The following is a 21,312-nucleotide window of genomic DNA, read 5'->3' on the forward strand; positions in this document are numbered from 1 at the left end:
TTTATTATAACAGACTTCCACAAAAAATTACGACATTTTTCTGTATTTTCTGAATCATTTCTTTGGAAATAATTCAGAAAATACCAAGAGAAAACATACTAAAACTCCTTCTTACGATATATAAATACCGAAATAACAAAAGAAAAGATGTATATGATAACGCCAAATATTGTATATAGAATTGAAATGTATACAGATAAATTTAAATTTGATATTGGAAATTGTTCTATTAGAAAGCTAATTACACTTTGTAATCCAAAATAAGTAACAAGTCCCCCGCATGCGCCTCCAATTGTAATAGCATCAGATTTTTCTGCTCCAAAAACATAGAGAAGCGGATAAGCTATTGCTCCGGCATTAAGAATGATGAACGTCCCTAAAGAAACACTCTTAAATATACCATCATCAATTGATGTATCTGAAACGAAACCATGTACATAAAATATGCCGTACGATAATACAGTACCAATAATTACAACTAAAAAATAGAAAAGATAGTGACTTTGTACAATGTTAGTTCTAGTAACTGGTAAAGTAAGTACATATTTTTCATACCCCGACTTACTCTCATATTTAATAACTTCAAGTGCAGGAATCGCAGCAAATAAGATAATGAATGTAGCGATTAAACGGTACATTGAAGCATTACCAAAATAAAAAACAAATCCCGATCCTAATATCGCTATTCCCATAAACATAAAGAAAGTTCGATACACTAGATAATAGTTTGTCAATAATAAACCTTTCATTTATTTCTCACTCCTCGTTAATAAAACACTTATTTCTTCTATCGAAATGGTTCTATGAGCAATCCCATTTGGTAGTTTATGCACATCTGATACAAGTACATTGAAATAAGAACCATTATTCCTTTTCATCACAACTATATCTTTGTTGATTAAAGTTAGTTGTTCCTCATCAACATCTACAATGGCATAATTGTCCAAAACCTTATCCTTTTCTTCATTCAATAAAATTTCTCCATCTTTTATAATGATAAGATGGCTAGCTATTTTTTCTACATCACTCATAATATGAGAAGAAAGTAGTATACCACCATTACTGTTACTCACAAAACTTTTTAATTCCTCTAACACCTCCTCCCTAGATGAAGGATCGAGACCTCCCGTCGCTTCATCTAGGATTAATAATTTTGCATTATGTGACAATGCAACAGCTATAGATAGTTTCATCGACATTCCACGTGAAAACCTACCTACTTTTTCATTAGTAGGTAAAGAGAAAGAATGAACTAATCGGTAAAAATTTTCTCTATCCCAAGATTCAAACATCTTTTCAAAAACGTTATTTAGTTGTTTTATTGTAAGATGGGCCGGGAGATTCATAGCATCAAATACGACTCCAATCTTCCCCTTATTCTTGGCATCTTTATTTATATTTTCTTCACCAAATATTTTTACTGTACCGCTATCTTTAGAAATTAATTGTAATACTGTTTTAAATGTTGTTGATTTGCCTGCCCCATTGTCACCAATGAATCCCACTATTGAGCCTGCTGGCACATCGAATGTAACATCTTTTAAAACAATTTTGTTTCCAAATGATTTACTTAAATTTTTAATTTCTAGAATGTTTGACATCGTTTCACTCCTATCTTAACTTTTCATAAATGTATGTTTTCTCCTATTAAAAATTATCCACTTTTTCTCTCACTTTCTTTTTCAGTTTAAAAATAAGACGATTACTATATTCTTTATTTTCTACTAAAATTCGATAGGCCTCTAATACTCCTAACACACGAACAAAAAGATAGACTCCAATTGCAATAAGTACAACACAGTACGGATAATACTGTACTAATTCCCCTGAAGTGATATGCTTTTTCTCAAACAAAAACGGGATTGCGCCTGCAGCTATAAAACAAAATCCAATGATTATTACTGCTGCATACTTTTTCTTAATAATCGCATATCTGTTTGTCAATTCTTTTAGAAAGTTTTGATCAAATAGTAGTTCTTCCTTTTTCAATACATTGTATCGACTCTCTTCTATCGTTACAGGTACCATCATTGCTCCAATTCCAAGGACAGCAATAATAATGACAAGGAATGTCGACATTGTTGCATTTTCTTTAAATAATAAATACGGAATCGTAGACAAAATAAGTAAACTAAACCCTAACGCTATATATTTTGAAATCTTTTGCCCGTACACTATATACCCTTCTGCCATTTCCTGACTTACATAGTAGCCATCCACATTTTCATTACTTTGCTCAGCAGTTTCTTTTAATAAATAGTCGAGTGATACTTCAAATACATTTCCAATCATTATTAACTTTTCAGTTTCAGGAAAACCTTGACCGTTTTCCCATTTACTCACGGCTTGCCTTGTTGTGTTTAATTTTTCAGCTAATGCTTCTTGAGAAAGGCCCTTTTCCTTTCTTAATTTAAAAAGCTTTTCACCAAATCCCATATGTGTGTCCCCCTTTGTTTTCTTACCTAAATTGTATGTAAACATTGCCCTCATCTCTATCTTCCTGCGGTTGCACTTTGTCAACGTACAGTTGCGATTATGTTATATAGCGGTTTTCTATACAATTTAGCTAGTTTTCTTTTATGATTATCGTGTGAATAAAAACACTCTATCTCAATAACCAATTATAACAATTAAAGGTAATTTTTGTTATAAAAAAATAAAAACTCCCTTATTCATTTAAAGGAGTTTTCGATATGAAATATTCCAAGAAGAGCTAATTTTCTTTCTCATATTAATTCACAATTTCTTCTATACATTTTTGTATATTGTGCAACGATTAATAAGCATCCCACACAGTATATGTTATCATCTCTTTATATAAGGCATACTCATATATATGTAAAATATTACTCCTATTAAATTCCCTAACAAAAGCACTTCTCCATAATCATAACGGCTTCTGCTTAAATTTTTCATAATGTCGTACTTTTAATAAAAGGATATTCCCGCAATCTGTACAAATATAAGCATCTACTGGTGAAGATGTAAACATCGTCTCCTTTTTCCGTACTTGTGCATATCCGACAAACTCACCTTCTCCTATGTTTTGAGAACCACAATTAGAGCATGTCTGCACATCTTTCTGTTTCATGAGAGCACCACCTTTAATCTGTTTTCACTCCCTTCGACAGTTCACTTCCATTTCCCTTCCAAAAAACCTCTTATTCTCTTACATTTCAACAGGAATCTCAGAACAAACATCGTATATGTACTTTGAAATATATTTATTGACGGAGGAATTATATGAGTACAATTATGACACTCAATACAGCACAAGAAATTGAAAGCTCAGAAATACATATGCTTTCTTCTAGATTAAAGGTACTACAAGCAATAAACGGAAATCCAATGCAAGTACAAATGAAAAAGTTTGGGAGTGCAACTGCCTTTTCATCAAAAATAATTGCTGGTCCTGCTTTTAACACAGTAAAAGGCGCCACCTTTACAAATACAGATGAGATAGATGAAATCATCTCTTATTATCAATCATTACAAATCCCTTGTCGTTTTGAAATTACACCCGCTCAAGGTACAGCTGAATTATTCCAATACTTATCTGAAAAAGGATTTTACCAATCCAGCTTCCATACAGCTTTATATAGTATACCGAAAGAAGATCCACCCCTGCTTCCTTCCAACATTTCAGTACGCCAACTGAAAGAAAGTGAATTTCATATTTTTGCAGACATATATGTACGTGGATTTAACATGCCATCCTTTACAAAAGATGGAGTCCGCCAAAATAACGAAATTCTCTACAATAAACCTGGCTGGCATTTTTTCATAGCCGAAGTTCAAAACACTCCTGCTAGTATAGGAGTTCTCTATATAAATAACGGTGTTGCTTCATTAGCTGCTTCTGCTACTTTGCCAGAATTTCAACGTAAAGGCTGTCATACCGCATTAATTCAAAAACGAATTGAAATAGCTATTGAAGCCAATTGTAAGTTAATAGTTGGACAAGCAAGGTTCGGTAGCAGCAGTCAAAATAATATGGAACGTGCCCATATGAAAATTGCTTATACGAAATCTATATGGACTGCAAAAGAAATATAATTAACATTCTTTCTCTTCTCATTACAATTTTATACATTTCATGACAATTCCTTTTCTATCCTATTAATCATTTGAATATTCAAACTAGATTTGATACGCTATTACTAGATACATCATTCAACTTGCAATATGAAAAGAGCATTCTAATCAAACTACAAGGAGGAGAAATGTATGACTAAACATGATCATGGTTTAAAAGAAAAAGTAGAAGGTGCTATTGATAAGGTAAAAGGCGAAGTAAAAGAAGTTGTCGGGAAAGTAACTGACAATAAGAAATTACAAGCTGAAGGAAAATGGGATAAGGTAAAAGGCACCGCTAAAGATACTGTCGGTAATGTAAAAGAGAAAGTTAATGACTATAAAGAGCATAAAGAGAATAAATAAAAAAAGAACCAAGATGTACGGTTGGGCAAGTAGTAAGTTACTAAAGTTTATATTTGCTCATAAAATCATTTTAAAACGACAAATAGATGCCTGAAGGCATCTATTTGTCTATAAACAACTATTTTACATCTTACTTTGTGAAATTTGGTTTTAGGTCACCTGTATACGGTTCGTGCTCAACAAAGATTTTTATATCTTTTCCATTCGCATCTTTCCCCATTCTTGTATACGTAAATTTCTCTTTATTTAACTCTGTAAGTTCAAGGACAGCACCGTATTTATTATTTCCTAACGAAACGTGAGCCCTTATTTTATTACCATGTACAATATCAAAGAAACCATAGTCGCCACGACTTTCTCCTGTGTTCACATTGAAAAACTCGTATTTATTTGTATTTTTATCGTATTTTGCTAGACTGATTAAGTTTGAGTTGTATTTTGTTACATTATTACCTTGTTCGTCTAATACCACCGTTCCGTTCCATAGTGTACTAGATAATATTTTGTCTCCATCAACATCTGTAACTATTTTACCCGTCGAGCTCTCTAAATTTTTATCAGGTCGCGTGAAAGACAACTCTTTTTCATGATAAGGAATATGTTCAACAAACACTTCTACATCGTTTCCTTTTGCATCTTTCCCCATTCTTTTATATGTAAATTTCTCTTTATCTAATTGCGTTAATTCAACAACTGCTTGATAACTTTGCGTTTCAGAAATTAACACTCTTTTCTTTCCATCATTCGTTATAAAAAAGGTACCGCTATCATTACGACTCTCTCCTGTATTTGCATAAAAAAATTCATACCTTGCAGTTTTAGCATCATATTTTGCAAGCCCAATGAAATTTTGATTTTCTTTCGTTACATCATTATGATCTTTGTCATAGACTTTTGTCCCTTGCCAATTTGTTTCACCAAGTATACTAACTAATAGTTGCCCTTTCGTTTGTTGGGTTTGCTCAGTTTCTTGTATTGCATTGTATAAAAATTGTGCGTACTGTTCACGCGTCACATCCATACTTGGAGCAAATTTCCCTTCTCCTACTCCTTTTGCAATGTTATTTGTTTGAACAGCACTAATTGCATTTCTTGCCCATGAGTTCGTTGAAACGTCAGTAAAAGTATGATCACGCTTTGCCTTTAAATGAAAAGCATTTGTAAGAACCTGCGCCATTTCTGCGCGTGTTAAGGATGCCTTCGGTCTAAAGTTTCCATGATCATCACCCGTAAAAACACCCATTTCTGTTAAGGATAAAATTTCCTTTATATAGCTTGTTGAATCTTCACTTACGTCACTGTATGGGTTTTGATAATTTTTGTTTTCTTCCATATTAAAATAACGATACATTAAAGCTGCAACTTGTTCGCGTGTTACGTTATCTCCAAAACCAAATCTTCCATCATCATAGCCAAAAAGGATTTTCTCACTTGTTAATTGCTGAATCGCCTCATATGCCCAGTGCCCCTTTGGAACATCTTTGAATACACCAGTATGATTCGTTTTTGGTGTAGCCGCTTCTGCTTTCACCTCTCCATTTGTTTCACTTAATAGACTTCCACCTAAAGCTGCTGATATGATACATGTTTTTAAAATTGTTTTATTCATAGCTTCCCAATCCCTTCTTTTATTTAACAAAAAATCACACCACTTATCTTCCAAAATAAAATTCTATGTGAGCAATTCATGTTGTAAATTTTAATTACAGCTAATCGCTTACAACTCCAAGGTTTTTTTGTGATATCCATAGCTGTTATATATAGAAATTATAAATAGCAACTATAAATTGCCCATAAATAAATTATAAAAAAAAGATAAAATTAAGATAATATATTTTTAATCTCAATCTAAAAAAACGTTATTCTTTCTCATCTAGCTTGTTAAGAAAGAATAACGTTATTTAATTCTAGGATCCTGACCAAAAAGAGGTTTTATTTTACATATCCAAAAACAATTTCACGGCCCTTTCTAACCAAAACATCGGAACGAAGCCGTGGCAAATACTTATTTTATAATTGGAGAAAGTTTACTTCCCTTCATTCTTCTCTAACACATACAAATCTTCTTCAATATTAGATAGTTTCTCTGTTACAAGTTTTCTAGCATCTCCAATTGCTTGATTGTATGCAAATGGTCCTACTAATTTAATCATTTCTTCTATTAAACGCTCTGCTTGGAAGCGCCCAATTTCATCTAAATCTTCTTCAACGAAAAATTGCTGAATTTGTGCTACTAGCTCTTCTTTTTTATCATTTGGTATTTTTATATTCATCATCATTTATTACTCCTCTATATGTAAGATAGTACGTTTCTTAACTCTACCATAGAAAAATGCTTTCCAGGACAACTTTTTGTAACGCCTTCTAGCTCCCTGTGACCGAGTATATTTTCTTTCTTTATAGCAAACTGTTTCATAAACATTTTACATAAAGAATATAATGCATTCATTTGTGCGGTAGTTGGATCATATTTATCAAAATTACCCGTCATACATATTCCAATTGTATCTCTATTATTATCTTTCGCATGTGCTCCAATATGTAAACCTCGTCCTTCGATTACAGTTCCATCTTCTTCAATAAAATAATTGTAACCGATCCCGCTCCATCCTCTTACTTTTTGATGAAATTCATGTGTTTTATACACATCCCATCCATCTTCGGATGTATGGTGGATAATCAGTTTGTTTACTTTTTCTAAAGGAACTAATTCATCTTGAAATGTTAAATTAACACATTTAATTTCCATTTGAATATCCCCCTTAAAAATTAATCATCATCATTGTTTTATCATCTGGTCGTATTCTCTTTTTCCCTTCTAGCTCTTCAATAATTGCTACATATTCATTTATACTATTCTTTCTTATATATGCAACAGTTTGTTCGAGTGGCCAATCTGGGTGGAATAATCCGTCTGAACAAATAAAAATCCCACCCACTTCATCTATATGTAATTCCCCATGCTGCAAATAATGAATCGCTTCTTTCATTCCATTCGCAACGGAATACCCACCCTGCACATTTGCAAGATAACGATTATATTTTAACTGCTCTTTCACATCTTGAAAAATATGTTCTTCCGGTACAGATAACCCCTTTTTACGATTTTCTTCTCTTTTCTTTTTTGCTCGTTGACTAATTCCTTCAACCGTGTCTTTCGTTAATACTTGCATCGTTCCATTTTGAAATATTGCGACAATCATACAGTCCCCTAACTGTGCATATTCAATTTTCTCACCAACTATTTGAACGGCCGCAATACATGTGCACCACAAATGCTCTTTCTTTCTCGTATCTACTTCATACTCTAACATTTTGCTTTGCAATGCTTCATTTGCTTTTGCAACTGCAACTGGTAAACTATGATTTTCACGTAATGAAGCAAAATAACTTGCAAATAAATGTGAAGCGATGTATGCTCCATTATGTCCCTTTTCATCACGAAAGGGTACGAGCGGTGTTGCACCGTCACATACACCATAAATCTTTTTTTCTTCATTACAAAAATAAGAATCCTCACATTCTTGCTTCAACGGGCTTTTCTGTTGATATGTTTTTATCTTCACAACTGTATCCCCTTTCAAATAATAAAATACTCAAATTCTTTTGATTAATCTAATTTCCCGAAATAAACTGTTTTTACCTAAAACTTTCAATATCATATATAATCTTGAAATAATATGAATTTTTTATTGAAGGACGGGAAAGAGATGGTCAGATTTCTTGGTGTTATTATTGGTTCTATTATTATTGCGATTGCCTTTAATCTTTTCCTTATCCCCCACAAAATTTTAAGTAGTGGAATTGGCGGAATTGCTATTATTTTAGGGATTGTAACTCCTGTAAACACAGGTATTATTAACTTTGTATTAAACTTACCTATCCTTATTTTAGGATACATAGGGCTTGGAAAAAAAGTAATTTTTAACACTATTATCTCTGTTATTGTATTATCTGTTGCATTATACTATGTTCCAGTGAAAGTCGTAGCAACAGATCCACTTTTATCATCTATCTTTGGTGGTGTTATTGCCGGAGCTGGTATCGGTCTTGTCTTTAACTGCAATGGCTCAACTGGTGGATTTGATATTATCGGTATGTTGTTATCTCGCAAACGAGACATTAAACTTGGCGGATTCCTTATTATTTTAAATGCAGTCGTTGTAATCATTGCAGGATTCTTCTTCACTTGGGATGTTGCTCTTACAAGCTTACTTTCCATTTATGTAACTGGTAAAGTGATCGATGCTATTCATACGAAACATCGAAAAGTTACACTTATGATTGTAACAAATGAAGCAGAAAAAATGAAAAAACAACTTCTTTCAACTGTTGTACGTGGAATTACATTACTCGATGGCGAAGGTGCTTATTCCAGCGAAAAGAAACGCGTACTTATGACAGTCGTTTCTCGTGAAGAATTAGCAAGTATGAAATTAACAATTTCTGAAATCGACCCTCATGCATTCGTTAACATTACTGAAACGGTTGAAGTATTAGGATTGTTTAGAAAATAAAAACTAGGTGGAAATCCACCTAGTTTTTATTTTCCATAAATTCAATTCGATTTCCGAACGGATCTGATACATAGAATCTAATTACATCTGGACGTGCATGATCATCTATTACTTCAATACCTTGCTTTATTAACTCTTGTTTAAATTCATCTATTCTTAAAACATAAAAAGCTGGATGCGCCTTTTTAGCTGGATTGAAGTTTTGCTCAACTCCGATATGAATTTCTTGATTTCCACACTTAAACCAACATCCACCACGCTTCTTTAATTCCTCTGGTTTCGGTATTTCCTCCATGCCAATTTTTTCACCATAAAACGCTCGTGCTTCTTCTTCACACCCTACAGGCGCAGCTACTTGCACATGATCAATCCCTTGAATATAACGTCTCATTTTCTTCCCCCTCTTCTATCCTAATGTTATAAGGAAACCATACTTTTGTAACTTACATAAGATTTATAAAACAATATAAGCTCCCCTTATTACCACCTTACACTCACTTTTCCAAAATAAAGAAAACAAAATTTATTATATAACTTCCATTTTTTATAGAAATACACATTACATCTATATTATAGTTATGAATAGACAAATCTTTTTAGATGCTATTTGTACGGAGGAACTATTATGAGTCGTAAAAAATATTCATCAACTCAAAAAAAACGTCATCCGAACATTTCTAGACGTTTGCAAAAACATAAACAAGATTGTTCTTTAACAGAAATGTATGTATCTCTGTTCGAACATAACCCTGATAGTATTATTTCATTAAATTTAGAGGGGGTTATTCTACATATAAATCCTTCTGCCGAAAAAATATTAGGCTACACTTCTTTAGAATTAGAACAGAAAAATATTATCTCTATTTTAGAAGCCCATATTTCTGAGCAAGTATTACAAAATATAAAAAATACGGAAGCGGATAATCAACAAGAGTATATTTTATCTATTTATCATAAAAATGGATTTTTATTAGATGTCGTAACAAAACTAGTTCCTATTTTTGTCCGAAATCGTTTAACTGGCGTATATGCCATTATGAAACCTCTTGAAAAATCAGAAAGAATTGAGAATATGCTAAAAGAAAGTGAGAAGAGATTACGTACATTAGTGGACTCCATGCCTGCGTTTGTTATATTTAAGGATCATGAAGGACGCTGGCTTGAAGCAAACGACTATGCACTTTCTTGCTTCAATTTCCACCATGTACCTTATCACGGAAAAAAAGATAGTGAACTCATTCAATATAATGAAGCGTACCGAGAAGCTTTTTTACATTGTGAAGAAGTTGATGAACTAGCGTGGCAACAACGACAAATTCTTCATGGTGAGGAATTTATTATTCATAGAGATGATTTCGACTTAATCTTAAGTATATCGAAAGTTCCTCTCTATCATCCTGACGGCTCGCGAAAAGGTCTTATCGTAATGGGTAGAGACGTTACCGAACTGAAAGAAACAGAAAAGTTATTACGAAAATCAGAAAAGCTTGCAGTAGTCGGACAACTGACAGCTGGAATCGCCCATGAAATTCGAAATCCACTCACTTCTCTAAAAGGTTTTCTAACATTGCTCCTCCCTGAAATCAATGAGGAGCAAAAATGGTATATCGATGTTATGTTAAGTGAAATTTCACAGATGGAATCTATTACAAGTCAATTTATGGCGATGTCTAAGCCACAAGTATTATCTATCCAAACTTGTAACATACAAACTTTAATTGAAGAAGTAGTTACATTTATTTTACCAACTGCTGTTATGCATAGTGTTCATATTATTATGGATCATTTTGCTTACAAACATGATATTCAGTGTGATGGTAACCAATTAAAACAAGTTTTTATAAACATATTAAAAAATGCAATAGAAGCGATGCCAAATGGCGGAAATATTTACATCCAAACAAAACCATTTGATGATGCTTTCATTTTAATACGGATTATTGACGAAGGGTGCGGTATCCCAGAAGACCGCATCTCTCGTCTAGGCGAACCGTTCTATAGTTTAAAAGAAAAAGGAACTGGACTAGGATTAATGATGTGTTACAAAATAATTGAAGAACATCATGGTAAATTATACATTTCAAGCGAATTAAATAAAGGTACGATCGTTGATATTCAATTGCCACTTTCTTCATCTCATCTTACAATTCAGTCATAAATAATAAAAGAAGCATCTGCTAATTATTAGCAGATGCTTCTTTTTTAAAATACTTTGCCATACCATTCTTTCGCTTTTTCTACTTCACCCATTGTTAATTGATGCCCTCTATTTTCCCAGTGCATTGTTACGTTTACAGTTGCACTTTCTAATAGCACCTTCAATTCCTCTGACTCTGCTGATGAACAAATCGGATCATTTGTCCCAGCAGCGATAAACACGGATTTTCCTGCTAAATTAGGCAATTGCGTTCCTCTTCGCGGTACCATTGGGTGATGGAGAACAGCACCTTTCAACGCATTTTCGTAATGGAATAATAAACTTGCAGCAATGTTTGCCCCATTTGAATAACCGATAGCTACAATGTTATTTCTATCAAATTCATATGTTTTTGCAGCTTCATCTAAAAACTCATTTAATTCCTTCGTACGGAAAATCAAATCTTCTTCATCAAAAATGCCTTCTGCCAATCTACGGAAGAAACGTGGCATGCCATTTTCTAATACATTTCCTCTAACACTTAATACAGATGCTTCGGGGTCAATTATTTCTGCGAGTGGTAATAAATCTAATTCATTACCTCCTGTACCATGAAGTAATAACAACACTGGTTTTGACGTATCTTTTCCTTTTTGAAAAACATGTTTCATCATCATCCTTTTCCCCTTTCAATCACTTTAATCTAAATTTCTCACTTCAAATGGTAGAAGTGTTTGTTCAATTTGGTTTCTATGTGATTCATATTGCTCCGGTAATTTTAATTCCTCACCCATCGTCTCTAACGATTCATCATGAGCAAAACCAGGAGGATCTGTCGCAATTTCAAATAAAATTTCTCCGTGTTCTCTAAAATAAATCGCGTTAAAATAGTTTCGGTCTTGTACAGGAGTTACACCGTATCCAAAGCGAGACACATGCTCTTTCCAGTCTAGTTGATCATCATCATCACTCGCTCTCCAAGCAATATGATGAACTGTACCAACACCCATTTGGCCACGCCCGATTGTTGATAATCTCAAGTCGATAATATTTCCAATGTCAGCAGGAGAACGGAATCGAACGAATTCACCTTCTTCTCCAATTTTCTCAAGACCCATAACATGCTCTAACAATTCAGCAGTTTTTTGAGGTTGTGCCGATAAAAGAACAGCACCGCCAAATCCTTTAATTGCTACTTCTGGCGTAACTTCTCCAAAAGTCCAATTATTTAATTCACCTTCTTCTCTTTCTACTAATTCTATATGCAAACCATGCGGATCATCAAATTCTAAATACTCCTCTCCAAATCGAGTCATTTTTGTATATGCAACATCGAATTTCTCTAATCTATTTTCCCAAAACTCCATGGCACCTTTTGGTACGACATAAGACGTGATGCCTACTTGACCGTCTCCAATAACGCCTTGACGAGCACCTGCCCATGGGAAAAACGTAATAATTGTTCCAGGTTTTCCTCCTTCATTCCCAAAATAAAGATGGTACGTACCTGGATCATCAAAATTCACTGTTTGTTTCACTAAACGTAAGCCTAATATACTAGCATAAAAGTCTATATTTTCTTGTGGATGTCCTACGATTGCTGTAATGTGATGGATCCCCATTGTTTTCTTTTCCATTTCGTTCACTCCTTTTTAAGTCCCTTATAAAAATTGTTATACATTAAAATTCATTATTCATTTTGTCCATACTGAAAAGTAAAATCCGCTATTATAATTTTATCTCGAATTCGAGATATTGACCATAAAATTACACATCAATATCGAGTGTATCGAAATTATCTCAAATTCGAGATAATCTCCAAAAAAATATTTACTCCATCTGAAATCTTTATTCGTAACACAAATTATCTTGAACCTATATTTATTATATAGTTACTTACTTTTAGTTGTCAACAAGTTCCTTATTTTCATTTTAAATAAAGTGAAACTTTAATCAGTGGGGGTTTTCTTCATCCCCACTGATTATTAGCCCTGACCAATCGGACTTTAATGGGCAGTGGATCCCCCACCTAAATTCTTTACTTTCGCTGAATTTTGAGGTGGAGATCTTACTGCCCATTAAAGTGGGATAAAAAGAGAGTAAACGCCAGTTTACTCTCTTCGCTAATTATTTTGTTTCCCCTTCCAGCACTGCTTCCATCTCATTAAATTCACGATGAATTGCTTTCACTGGTTCTTTCGTTACTAAACTTACAATAATAACAGCTAATAAACTACAGAAGAATCCAGGTACCATTTCATACATAGTCGCTTTTAAACTTGGAATTTGTACCCAAGTAATTACAACTACTGCACCTACAATCATCCCTGCAAGAACGCCCCATTTGTTCGTTCTCTTCCAATATAAACTTAATAAAATAGCGGGTCCGAATGCTGAACCAAATCCTGCCCAAGCATAACCGACAAGTGTTAAAATTGTATCACTTGGATGATACGCTAAAACAACTGCGATCATAGCTACTACTAATACTGACAGTCTACCGATAAATACAAGTTCTTTATCACTTGCGTTACGACGGAAAAATGTTTTATAGAAATCTTCCGTTACAGCACTTGAAATAACGAGTAATTGCGAGGAAATACTACTCATAATCGAAGCCAAAATAGCTGATAGTAAAAACCCAGTGATGTACGGATGGAATAAAATATTTGAGAATGTTACGAAGACCATTTCTGGGTCTTGTAATGTCGCATTATTTTTAGCGTAATAAGCAATACCAATTAGTCCAGTAAGCATTGCACCTATAATTGAAATCGTCATCCAACCGATACCGATTCTACGAGAAGTTTTTAAATCTTTGATAGAGGTAATTGCCATAAAGCGGACAATAATATGCGGTTGACCAAAATACCCGAGACCCCATGCTAAAAATGAAATAATACCAAGAATTGTAGTCCCTTTAAACATATCTAAACGCGATGCATCAACTTGCTTAATTGTATTGAATGTTTCTGTTACACCGCCCACATCTGTAAAAGCAACAATTGGTACTAATACAAGAGCAATAAACATAATACACCCTTGCACAAAGTCGGTCCAACTTACTGCTAAAAAGCCACCGAATAGTGTATAAGCAACTACGACACCGACAGTTACAAATAAACCAACTTTATAATCTAGGTTGAAAGAGTTCTCAAACAAACGTCCACCTGATACTAAACCAGCCGACGCATAAAATGTGAAAAATACTAAAATGACGATAGCGGAGACAAAACGAAGTATTTTTGTACGATCTTTAAAACGATTCTCTAAAAAGTCTGGAATCGTAATTGAATCATTTGCCACTTCTGTATACGTTCGCAAACGCGGGGCAAGAATTAAATAGTTTGTATAAGCACCTATTAATAAACCTATCGCAATCCATACACTTGATAACCCTGTTGCATACATCGCACCAGGTAATCCCATTAGCATCCAACCACTCATGTCAGAAGCACCAGCTGATAAAGCTGTAACTGCTGGACCGAGTCCCCTTCCGCCTAACATATAATCTGATAAATCGGATGTCTTCTTATAAGACCAATAACCGATATACAACATACCTGCCATATAAATAGCAAGCGAAACCATAATCTCAATCTTCACCAAATCTCTCCCTTAGTTACATAAGCCATTCAAAATTTCGAAAAATGACTTTTTCTATTTTCTTGTTTTCGCTTATGGTTCCCTACCTTACCAAACATTTTTTGTTCTTTCAAGTGAACAAGCCCTTTTCACTACATGTGAAAACCTCTATAAACGCCTTTATCCCAGTGGATTACCCGGCTTTCAAAAGAAATTAAAGTAAAAATATTCAGAAATTAAAAGACGCCTATTTTTCAAATAAAAAAGCCATACAAATGTATGACTTTTAATTTATTTAACATAGCTTATTTTCTATTTACAAGTAGGAAACAATTGTGAAAGAGGAACAATCCGTCCCACCTCATCTTTAAACACAATATGCTCTCTCGTTAAATGACGCGGACTCTTTACTCCTGCTGCTGCTGCAAGTGAAAATAAACTGTATCTCATACTAACAACATAATTCATTACGCGCCATTTCTTCTCATACGGATCTAGCGCTTTTTGATAATGCAGATTTGTTGTCGCAACTCCAGATGGACATTGCCCCGAATTACATTGAAGCGCCATAATACAGCCACTTGCCATCATAAATCCGCGTGCTGAATTTACAGCATCTGCTCCAATTGCTAAAGCAATTGCCACTTTATCTGGTGTAATTAATTTCCCTGAAGCAAACACTTTGAATCTATCCCGAACACCATAATGATTCGCTGTATCAATACATGTCAGTAACGCTGGAATAAGCGGCATTCCCATACTATCTGCCATCGATTTATACGTTGCTCCTGATCCACCTTCTGAACCATCAATTGTAATGAAATCTGGATAGATGTTTAACTCTTTCATCGTTTTGAATAAATCTTCCAGCGGCTCCTGCTGTCCAATTACAATTTTCATACCGACAGGCTTACCGCCATTTTCTTGCAAACGTTGAATAAAATAAAGTGTATCTACTGCATTATTTAAAAATGAAAATCGATTCGGTGAATTAATTGTCTCGCCTTCTCGTACATTTCGAACAGACGCAATCTTTGCATTTACTTTTTGCCCTTCTAGATGGCCACCACGTATTTTCGCACCTTGCCCAAATTTCAATTCGAATGCTTTAATATTGCTTTCCTTTGCTTTCTCCGTGAATTGCTCCATTGAAAAATTACCATCTTCATCACGGTAACCAAATAAACCTGGACCAATTTGCGCAACAATATTTGCACCTGTATGTAAATGTTCCGGTATTACACCACCTTCTCCCGTATTAATCCACGAGCCACCAGCCATCTTCGCCCCAAACCCACTCGCTAAAATGTAATTTTCTCCAATCGCACCGTACGAAGTTGCTGATGCTCCAAACATACCATACAGTTTCCATGGATATTTACGATTTTCACCAACGATAATTGCATCGTCTTCTTCATATAGCCAAAGATTCGTTGTATCCGCTGTCAATTTTTCTCTTCGTGAAAATAACCCTTCTTTATGAATCACATACTTTTTCCCTTCACGTTCTTGCGTTAGATTCACACTTAGTTCATCTGTTAATACCGGTAACAAAGTATTAGCAATATAATAGCCAGATGCATCAAAATCTCGTTTCGATCCAAAACCGAGTATTTCAGAACGGTACTTTGCTAGAAACATTACACTTTGAAAATCATAACGCGAAAAAGGCTTTCCATCCGTATCATGATCAAACCAATATTGCCTAAATTCAGGTCCTATCTTTTCAAGTAAATAACGCATTCTCCCTAAGTATGGATGCAGCTTTAATATAGAATGATGCGTCCGTTTTTTAATGAAAAATGTAATAATAAAAAAAATGATTAATAGTAGCATCAATAAGAGCAATATACTAATAATAACGAGTAGCGTTTCACTCATCCCGCTTCCTCCTATGAAAATCCATAATAAAAGGAGAACACCTGATTTGTTCTCCTTTTATCTTTATTCAAATTAATGTAGCAAGATGCTCTTTCGCATCATATTCAACTAAACTTTCAGCATTTTTAATTCGATGAACAAAGTCTGAATTAGCAATTAATGGTCTTCCGAATGCCACCACATCAATTGTTCCTTCTTGCAACGCTTCTTCAGCTTCTTTCGGATTTAAGTTCCCTACTCCTACAATCGTACCATCCCAATATTTTCTAACTAATTGATGAAAATTCTTTCCGTCAGCAATAACTGCCGTATAATTCATCGTTGAAGGATGAATCATCGTTAATCCAACTTCTTTGAACATATTTACAAACGTTTCAATTGCAAGCTCAGGATTTTCCCACATATACGTAGGATTATCACCTTTGAAAGCAGAAAAGCGAAGAAGTGTTTTATTAGCTCCAACAGCTTCTATTACAGCCGCCGTTACTTCTTTCATAAACGTTAACCTTTCCTTTAAGTCTCCACCATATTTATCAGTACGCTTATTTGCAAGCTCATACGTAAATTGATCAATTAAATATCCGTGTGCACCGTGTATTTCTACTCCATCAAACCCAGCTTCAATCGCGTTTTTTGCAGCTTGTGCGTATTGACCAATCACTTCTTGTATTTCTTCTAACGTCATTGCTTCTGGCGTATCAAACGGTTTACGAAAACGCGGAACATTTCCCTCTGCTGCAATTGCAGATGGCGCTTGCGGCATTTGTCCACCAATTATTTCGTGATGACTCATACGTCCAACATGCCATATTTGAGCAATAATCGTTCCGCCCTCTTTATGTACTGCCTCTGTAACAGGCTTCCACGAATCGATTTGTTCTTGTGTATAAATTCCTGGTACTCCCGGATTACCTTTTGCCCTTGGGCTAATGATGATTCCCTCTGTAATAATTAATCCAACTCCATCAGCTGCACGTTTTCTATAATACTCGACTACATCAGCACCAACGACTCCTGTTTCATGATTTGCGAAACATCTCGTCATCGGAGCCATTGCTATACGATTACGAAGAGACCAAGATCCAATTTGAATCGGATGAAACAACTTCGTTTCTTCAATATTTTCAAAAGATCCCCAAGCGTTTATATTTGTTCCTTCATAAATACTTGCTGCTTTTTTATTTGAACTCGTCATTTTTCTTCCCCCTAAAAATATTCTTACTATAAACGCATCATACTTACTTTTAGATAGTAACGTCAATTTATACGCTTTAAACACAAAACATTCGAATATCAAACAAATAGAATCCTATAAATAAACTAAAAAAGGTTTCCTTAGTAGGAAACCTTTTTAGTTGACCATATATGGGTATCAATTTCTTTATCTCTTTTATATAAAGAATTATTATCTCTTCACATATAAAAAATCCCTTATCAATAGAAGTGGAAATGGTCCAGTATTCTTCTAAAAATAATAACTTATATACCTAAAACAATGAAAGCCCTACCTCTCTTTCATCCTTACGGCTCCTCGTCCGTGCCAGTGTGAATCAGGATTGCAAAAATCAAGTAACTATTCTATCGAAGTATTTCATTAAACTTCGAACATTCGTAAAGAATTAAAAAATAAAAATGGATTTGATTGTAGTAATAACAAAAGAGGTTAATGCTCTAAAAGTGGTTTGAAAGAGTTGAATGTCTTTGAAAGGATTAATTTTCTATAATTATGCTCCCAAAAAATTCAAAATCTTTTTTGGGATGTAATACATTATTAGTAATGAATCTTAACAAAAGCTTTTTATTTGACTTTCTGTGATACCTTCAATTAATCCCAGTTCACTAATCAAAAATTCGTGTGCGTTATCTAACATTTTCTTTTCGCTTGCATTAAGTGCTTTTTCTTTCTGCATACGTAATAAATCACGTACAACTTCAGCACCTTCTTGTATTTTACCCGTCTTTATTTTATCAGTGTTCAATTTATACCTTTGTTTCCACGTAAGTAATCTATCAGATTCTCCATGTTGAAAAATATCCAATATGTGTGCTATTGCCGTTATATCCGTGACTGGTCGTATATTTGAGCTCAATATTCTCCCTGCCGGAATCATTACTTCCATGTTACTACCCGACATTTTTATAACATAATACTGTTGTTTTTCTCCTGCGATTTCCTTCTCTTCTATGGCTTTAATTATACCTGCTCCGTGCATTGGATAAACAATGTTATCGCCAATTTGAAACAAATAATCCACCTCCATATATGGTAACCTTCTCAATCTTAACACACAATTGATTTTTTAGCAAAATTTTTATTTTATCATAAAATTATTTTTCATGTCAATCCTTTCGAACTAAGAAAATAAATTCGTAAAATATCACTAAAAACCCGCAATCTTATTAACTTTTCCACACATATATACATTCTAATTTTACCTTCTCTTTTTACATAAAAACACATTACTACATATAAGTAGTAATGTGTTTTTTATACGGAATCGTTAAACATTCCCTATTAATTTCACGCCTATATACTAACCTGCTTTTGGACTGTCTCTCTCGCTAAAAGAAAACTCATAATCACTTGCGCGGCTACTCGACTCGTCATATCCCTAAAATCAAGCGTTGGATCAATCTCTACAATATCCATCCCTTGAACGAGCGGTTCTTTACCAAGAAATTCAATCGCATCAAGTAAAGTCGTACTATCCATTCCTCCAGGACCAATTGCTGGACAACCTGGTGCAAATGCTTGATCTAATACATCCATATCAAGAGAAATGTAAATAGAAGTCACACCTTGCTTTCTTAATACTTCAATACTTTCCGTCATAATATCTTTGATTTCTCGCTCTCGTACATCTTTCATTGTATACACTGTCACGCCATGTTCTTTTGCATATTCATGGTACGCTCGCGCATTTGAAAAATTGCGAATTCCGATTTGAACGAGTTGTTTCCCTGTAATGACACCATTTTCTAGTAAACTACGGAACGGTGTACCATTTGATGGGCCACCATCATCTAAATTACGTAAATCATGATGGGCATCAAATTGAATAATCCCGACCTTTCCTTTACTGTTTGCAAATCCTGTTATACTCGGAAAACTAATGGAGTGATCACCGCCAAGAACGATTGGTATCATGTTCGGATTTACTTTCGTTACATGACCAACTGTTTTCGCAATTCGGTTATGACTCTCTTTTATATCCGTCACATGCATCGTAATATCGCCGCAATCATATAAGACACTTTCTTTCATATCATGTTCTTCTGTAATTGCGTACGTGCTATATGCATCTAACATCGCACGAATTGTTTTTGGTGCAAAACTTGCTCCTGAATGACTAATAGATGGTTTAGAAAGGGGTGCTCCAATTAAGGCAGCGCCGAATATTTCTACGCCTTCCTCCCAATCTTTAATCATTTCACTCCATTTGGTCACTTCACGATCAATAAATTTTGCATTCTTCTTTAAATAGTGGCCGTGCTCCAAGATTGTTCACCTCTTGTATATGCAATATTACCATTCTTCCATACTGTATTCACATGACTTACGCCGTAATGATACGGTACGTAAGCATAATTATAAGCATCCCATAAAACTACATCTGCCTTGCGACCAACTCTAATTTTCCCAGCTACATCACCTCGTTTAATAGCATAAGAAGAGTTAACTGTTACCGCGTTCCAAACTTCTTCTGGTGTCATTTTCAACTTCAGCATTGCAATGCTCATAATAAGCTGAATGTTTTCAGTTGGACAGCTACCTGGGTTAAAGTCTGTTGCTAACGCAACTGCAACACCTTCATCAATCATTTTACGACCGCGCGCAAAGCTTTCTTTATTTAAATAGAAAGTTGTTCCTGGTAATAAGGTGGCTACTGTATTAGAGTTTGCAAGCATTTCAATTCCTTTATCAGAAGCACCAACTAAATGGTCGGCTGATGCTGCACCAATTTCAGCTGCTGCTTCCGCACCACCAAGTGGGTCGATTTCATCTGCATGAATTTTCACATCAAAGCCAAGTTCTTTCGCTTTTAATAAAAACTCTTTTGATTCTTCGACAGAGAACACACCTGTTTCGCAGAAAATATCAACGAATTCAGCTAATTGCTTCTCTTTCATTTCTGGCAATAAGTCTAACATCCATTGTAAAAATTCTTTCGATCTACCTTTATACTCTTTCGGAACTGCATGAGCACCTAAAAATGTGGAAACTAAATCAATCGGATGCTCTTTTTGTAATTGTGCGGTTGCCTCTAATTGTTTCCATTCCGTCTCATCATCCAATCCGTAACCACTCTTCGCTTCTACAGTTGTAACTCCGAAAGATAGCATACGGTCTAAATGGAATTTCGCTTTTTGAACAAGTTCCTCTTTCGACGCTTTTTTCGTTGCATTTACGGTTGAAAGAATACCTCCGCCTTGTTCTAAAATTTCTAAATACGGAACTCCTTGTAATTTTAGTGCGATTTCATTTTCACGAGATCCACCAAATACAAGGTGAGTATGCGGATCAACAAGACCAGGAGAAACCATTTTCCCGCCGCAATCAATAACTTCTTTCGCTTGTAGTCCTTTCGCTTCTTCCGCTGTTCCAACGAAAGTAATTACACCATTTTCAATTCCAACCACACCGTTTTCGATAACAGGAAGCGTGTTCATCGCTTCCCGTCTTAACAAGCCATCTTCTTGATCCATTGTTAGTAATTGACCGATATTTATTAGTAAAGTGTCCAGCATGTT

The 21,312-nt window shown here is 34.6% G+C and carries 21 protein-coding genes; 4 read left to right on the plus strand and 17 right to left on the minus strand.

From position 1 onward, the window contains the following. Window positions 1-98: 98 nt before the first annotated feature. The 4 genes from AC3WTI_RS08840 to AC3WTI_RS08855 all read right to left on the minus strand — a co-directional run bounded on the left by AC3WTI_RS08840 (window position 99) and on the right by AC3WTI_RS08855 (window position 3,091). Entirely contained in the window at window positions 99-749 is a 651-nt protein-coding gene (locus AC3WTI_RS08840; protein WP_097841643.1) for an ABC-2 transporter permease, read from the minus strand. Beyond that, on the minus strand, window positions 750-1,601 hold the full coding sequence (locus AC3WTI_RS08845) for an ABC transporter ATP-binding protein (RefSeq protein WP_087958738.1): 852 nt from the start codon (window positions 1,599-1,601) through the stop codon (window positions 750-752). Between the two features lie 46 nt (window positions 1,602-1,647). Continuing rightward, window positions 1,648-2,436 (minus strand): helix-turn-helix domain-containing protein, encoded by a 789-nt coding sequence (locus AC3WTI_RS08850; protein WP_087958737.1) that lies wholly within the window; start codon window positions 2,434-2,436, stop codon window positions 1,648-1,650. A gap of 451 nt (window positions 2,437-2,887) precedes the next feature. Then, window positions 2,888-3,091: a hypothetical protein gene (locus tag AC3WTI_RS08855; protein WP_087958736.1), complete on the minus strand. Its 204-nt coding sequence runs from the start codon at window positions 3,089-3,091 to the stop codon at window positions 2,888-2,890. 152 nt (window positions 3,092-3,243) lie between these two features. On the opposite strand from AC3WTI_RS08855, the gene AC3WTI_RS08860 reads away from it, so the two are divergent. Beyond that, on the plus strand, window positions 3,244-4,056 hold the full coding sequence (locus tag AC3WTI_RS08860; RefSeq protein WP_097841644.1) for a GNAT family N-acetyltransferase: 813 nt from the start codon (window positions 3,244-3,246) through the stop codon (window positions 4,054-4,056). Between the two features lie 171 nt (window positions 4,057-4,227). Further along, entirely contained in the window at window positions 4,228-4,440 is a 213-nt protein-coding gene (locus AC3WTI_RS08865) for a CsbD family protein (RefSeq protein ID WP_097841645.1), read from the plus strand. Window positions 4,441-4,570: 130 nt separating this feature from the next. Here the strand turns inward: AC3WTI_RS08865 and AC3WTI_RS08870 are convergent, their stop codons facing one another. The 4 genes from AC3WTI_RS08870 to AC3WTI_RS08885 form a co-directional block, all read right to left on the minus strand. Next, window positions 4,571-6,049, minus strand: coding sequence for a DUF4822 domain-containing protein (locus AC3WTI_RS08870; RefSeq protein WP_142305901.1), 1,479 nt, complete (start codon window positions 6,047-6,049; stop codon window positions 4,571-4,573). A 418-nt stretch (window positions 6,050-6,467) separates the two neighbouring features. Then, window positions 6,468-6,719, minus strand: coding sequence for a DUF2164 domain-containing protein (locus AC3WTI_RS08875; RefSeq protein ID WP_001994665.1), 252 nt, complete (start codon window positions 6,717-6,719; stop codon window positions 6,468-6,470). 11 nt (window positions 6,720-6,730) lie between these two features. Beyond that, on the minus strand, window positions 6,731-7,189 hold the full coding sequence (locus AC3WTI_RS08880; protein ID WP_087958732.1) for a peptidoglycan recognition protein family protein: 459 nt from the start codon (window positions 7,187-7,189) through the stop codon (window positions 6,731-6,733). 13 nt (window positions 7,190-7,202) lie between these two features. Then, the gene (locus AC3WTI_RS08885; RefSeq protein ID WP_142286758.1) at window positions 7,203-8,024 is read right to left on the minus strand and encodes a protein phosphatase 2C domain-containing protein; all 822 of its coding nucleotides are present in this window, start codon (window positions 8,022-8,024) and stop codon (window positions 7,203-7,205) included. Window positions 8,025-8,120: 96 nt separating this feature from the next. Here AC3WTI_RS08885 and AC3WTI_RS08890 point away from each other — a divergent pair, with 96 nt between their 5' ends. Then, on the plus strand, window positions 8,121-8,957 hold the full coding sequence (locus AC3WTI_RS08890; RefSeq protein WP_142286757.1) for a YitT family protein: 837 nt from the start codon (window positions 8,121-8,123) through the stop codon (window positions 8,955-8,957). Between the two features lie 19 nt (window positions 8,958-8,976). Here the strand turns inward: AC3WTI_RS08890 and AC3WTI_RS08895 are convergent, their stop codons facing one another. Further along, entirely contained in the window at window positions 8,977-9,348 is a 372-nt protein-coding gene (locus AC3WTI_RS08895; RefSeq protein WP_097841648.1) for a VOC family protein, read from the minus strand. 234 nt (window positions 9,349-9,582) lie between these two features. Here AC3WTI_RS08895 and AC3WTI_RS08900 point away from each other — a divergent pair, with 234 nt between their 5' ends. Beyond that, a complete protein-coding gene (locus AC3WTI_RS08900) occupies window positions 9,583-11,115 on the plus strand; it encodes a BA3702 family sensor histidine kinase (RefSeq protein WP_087958728.1) in 1,533 nt (510 codons plus the stop codon). A 44-nt stretch (window positions 11,116-11,159) separates the two neighbouring features. Here AC3WTI_RS08900 and AC3WTI_RS08905 read toward each other — a convergent pair whose 3' ends face one another. From AC3WTI_RS08905 to hutI, 8 genes are all read right to left on the minus strand, one after another. Further along, window positions 11,160-11,768, minus strand: a complete 609-nt coding sequence (locus tag AC3WTI_RS08905) for an alpha/beta hydrolase (protein ID WP_087958727.1) — start codon at window positions 11,766-11,768, stop codon at window positions 11,160-11,162. A gap of 24 nt (window positions 11,769-11,792) precedes the next feature. Next, complete coding sequence (locus AC3WTI_RS08910; RefSeq protein ID WP_097841649.1) at window positions 11,793-12,731, minus strand: ring-cleaving dioxygenase; 939 nt, start codon at window positions 12,729-12,731, stop codon at window positions 11,793-11,795. 490 nt (window positions 12,732-13,221) lie between these two features. After that, entirely contained in the window at window positions 13,222-14,700 is a 1,479-nt protein-coding gene (gene putP / locus AC3WTI_RS08915) for a sodium/proline symporter PutP (RefSeq protein WP_142305902.1), read from the minus strand. A gap of 291 nt (window positions 14,701-14,991) precedes the next feature. Beyond that, entirely contained in the window at window positions 14,992-16,560 is a 1,569-nt protein-coding gene (locus AC3WTI_RS08920; RefSeq protein WP_097841651.1) for an FMN-binding glutamate synthase family protein, read from the minus strand. 67 nt (window positions 16,561-16,627) lie between these two features. Continuing rightward, window positions 16,628-17,755: an alkene reductase gene (locus AC3WTI_RS08925; protein ID WP_253621605.1), complete on the minus strand. Its 1,128-nt coding sequence runs from the start codon at window positions 17,753-17,755 to the stop codon at window positions 16,628-16,630. A 589-nt stretch (window positions 17,756-18,344) separates the two neighbouring features. Then, entirely contained in the window at window positions 18,345-18,806 is a 462-nt protein-coding gene (locus tag AC3WTI_RS08930) for a CarD family transcriptional regulator (protein ID WP_179192020.1), read from the minus strand. Window positions 18,807-19,087: 281 nt separating this feature from the next. Further along, window positions 19,088-20,059, minus strand: a complete 972-nt coding sequence (gene hutG / locus AC3WTI_RS08935) for a formimidoylglutamase (RefSeq protein ID WP_087958721.1) — start codon at window positions 20,057-20,059, stop codon at window positions 19,088-19,090. Further along, complete coding sequence (hutI, locus tag AC3WTI_RS08940; RefSeq protein WP_097841654.1) at window positions 20,038-21,309, minus strand: imidazolonepropionase; 1,272 nt, start codon at window positions 21,307-21,309, stop codon at window positions 20,038-20,040. The genes hutG and hutI overlap by 22 nt, the downstream gene beginning before the upstream one ends. Window positions 21,310-21,312: the final 3 nt, after the last annotated feature.

It is taken from the genome of Bacillus sp. EB106-02-03-XG38 (assembly GCF_058792175.1).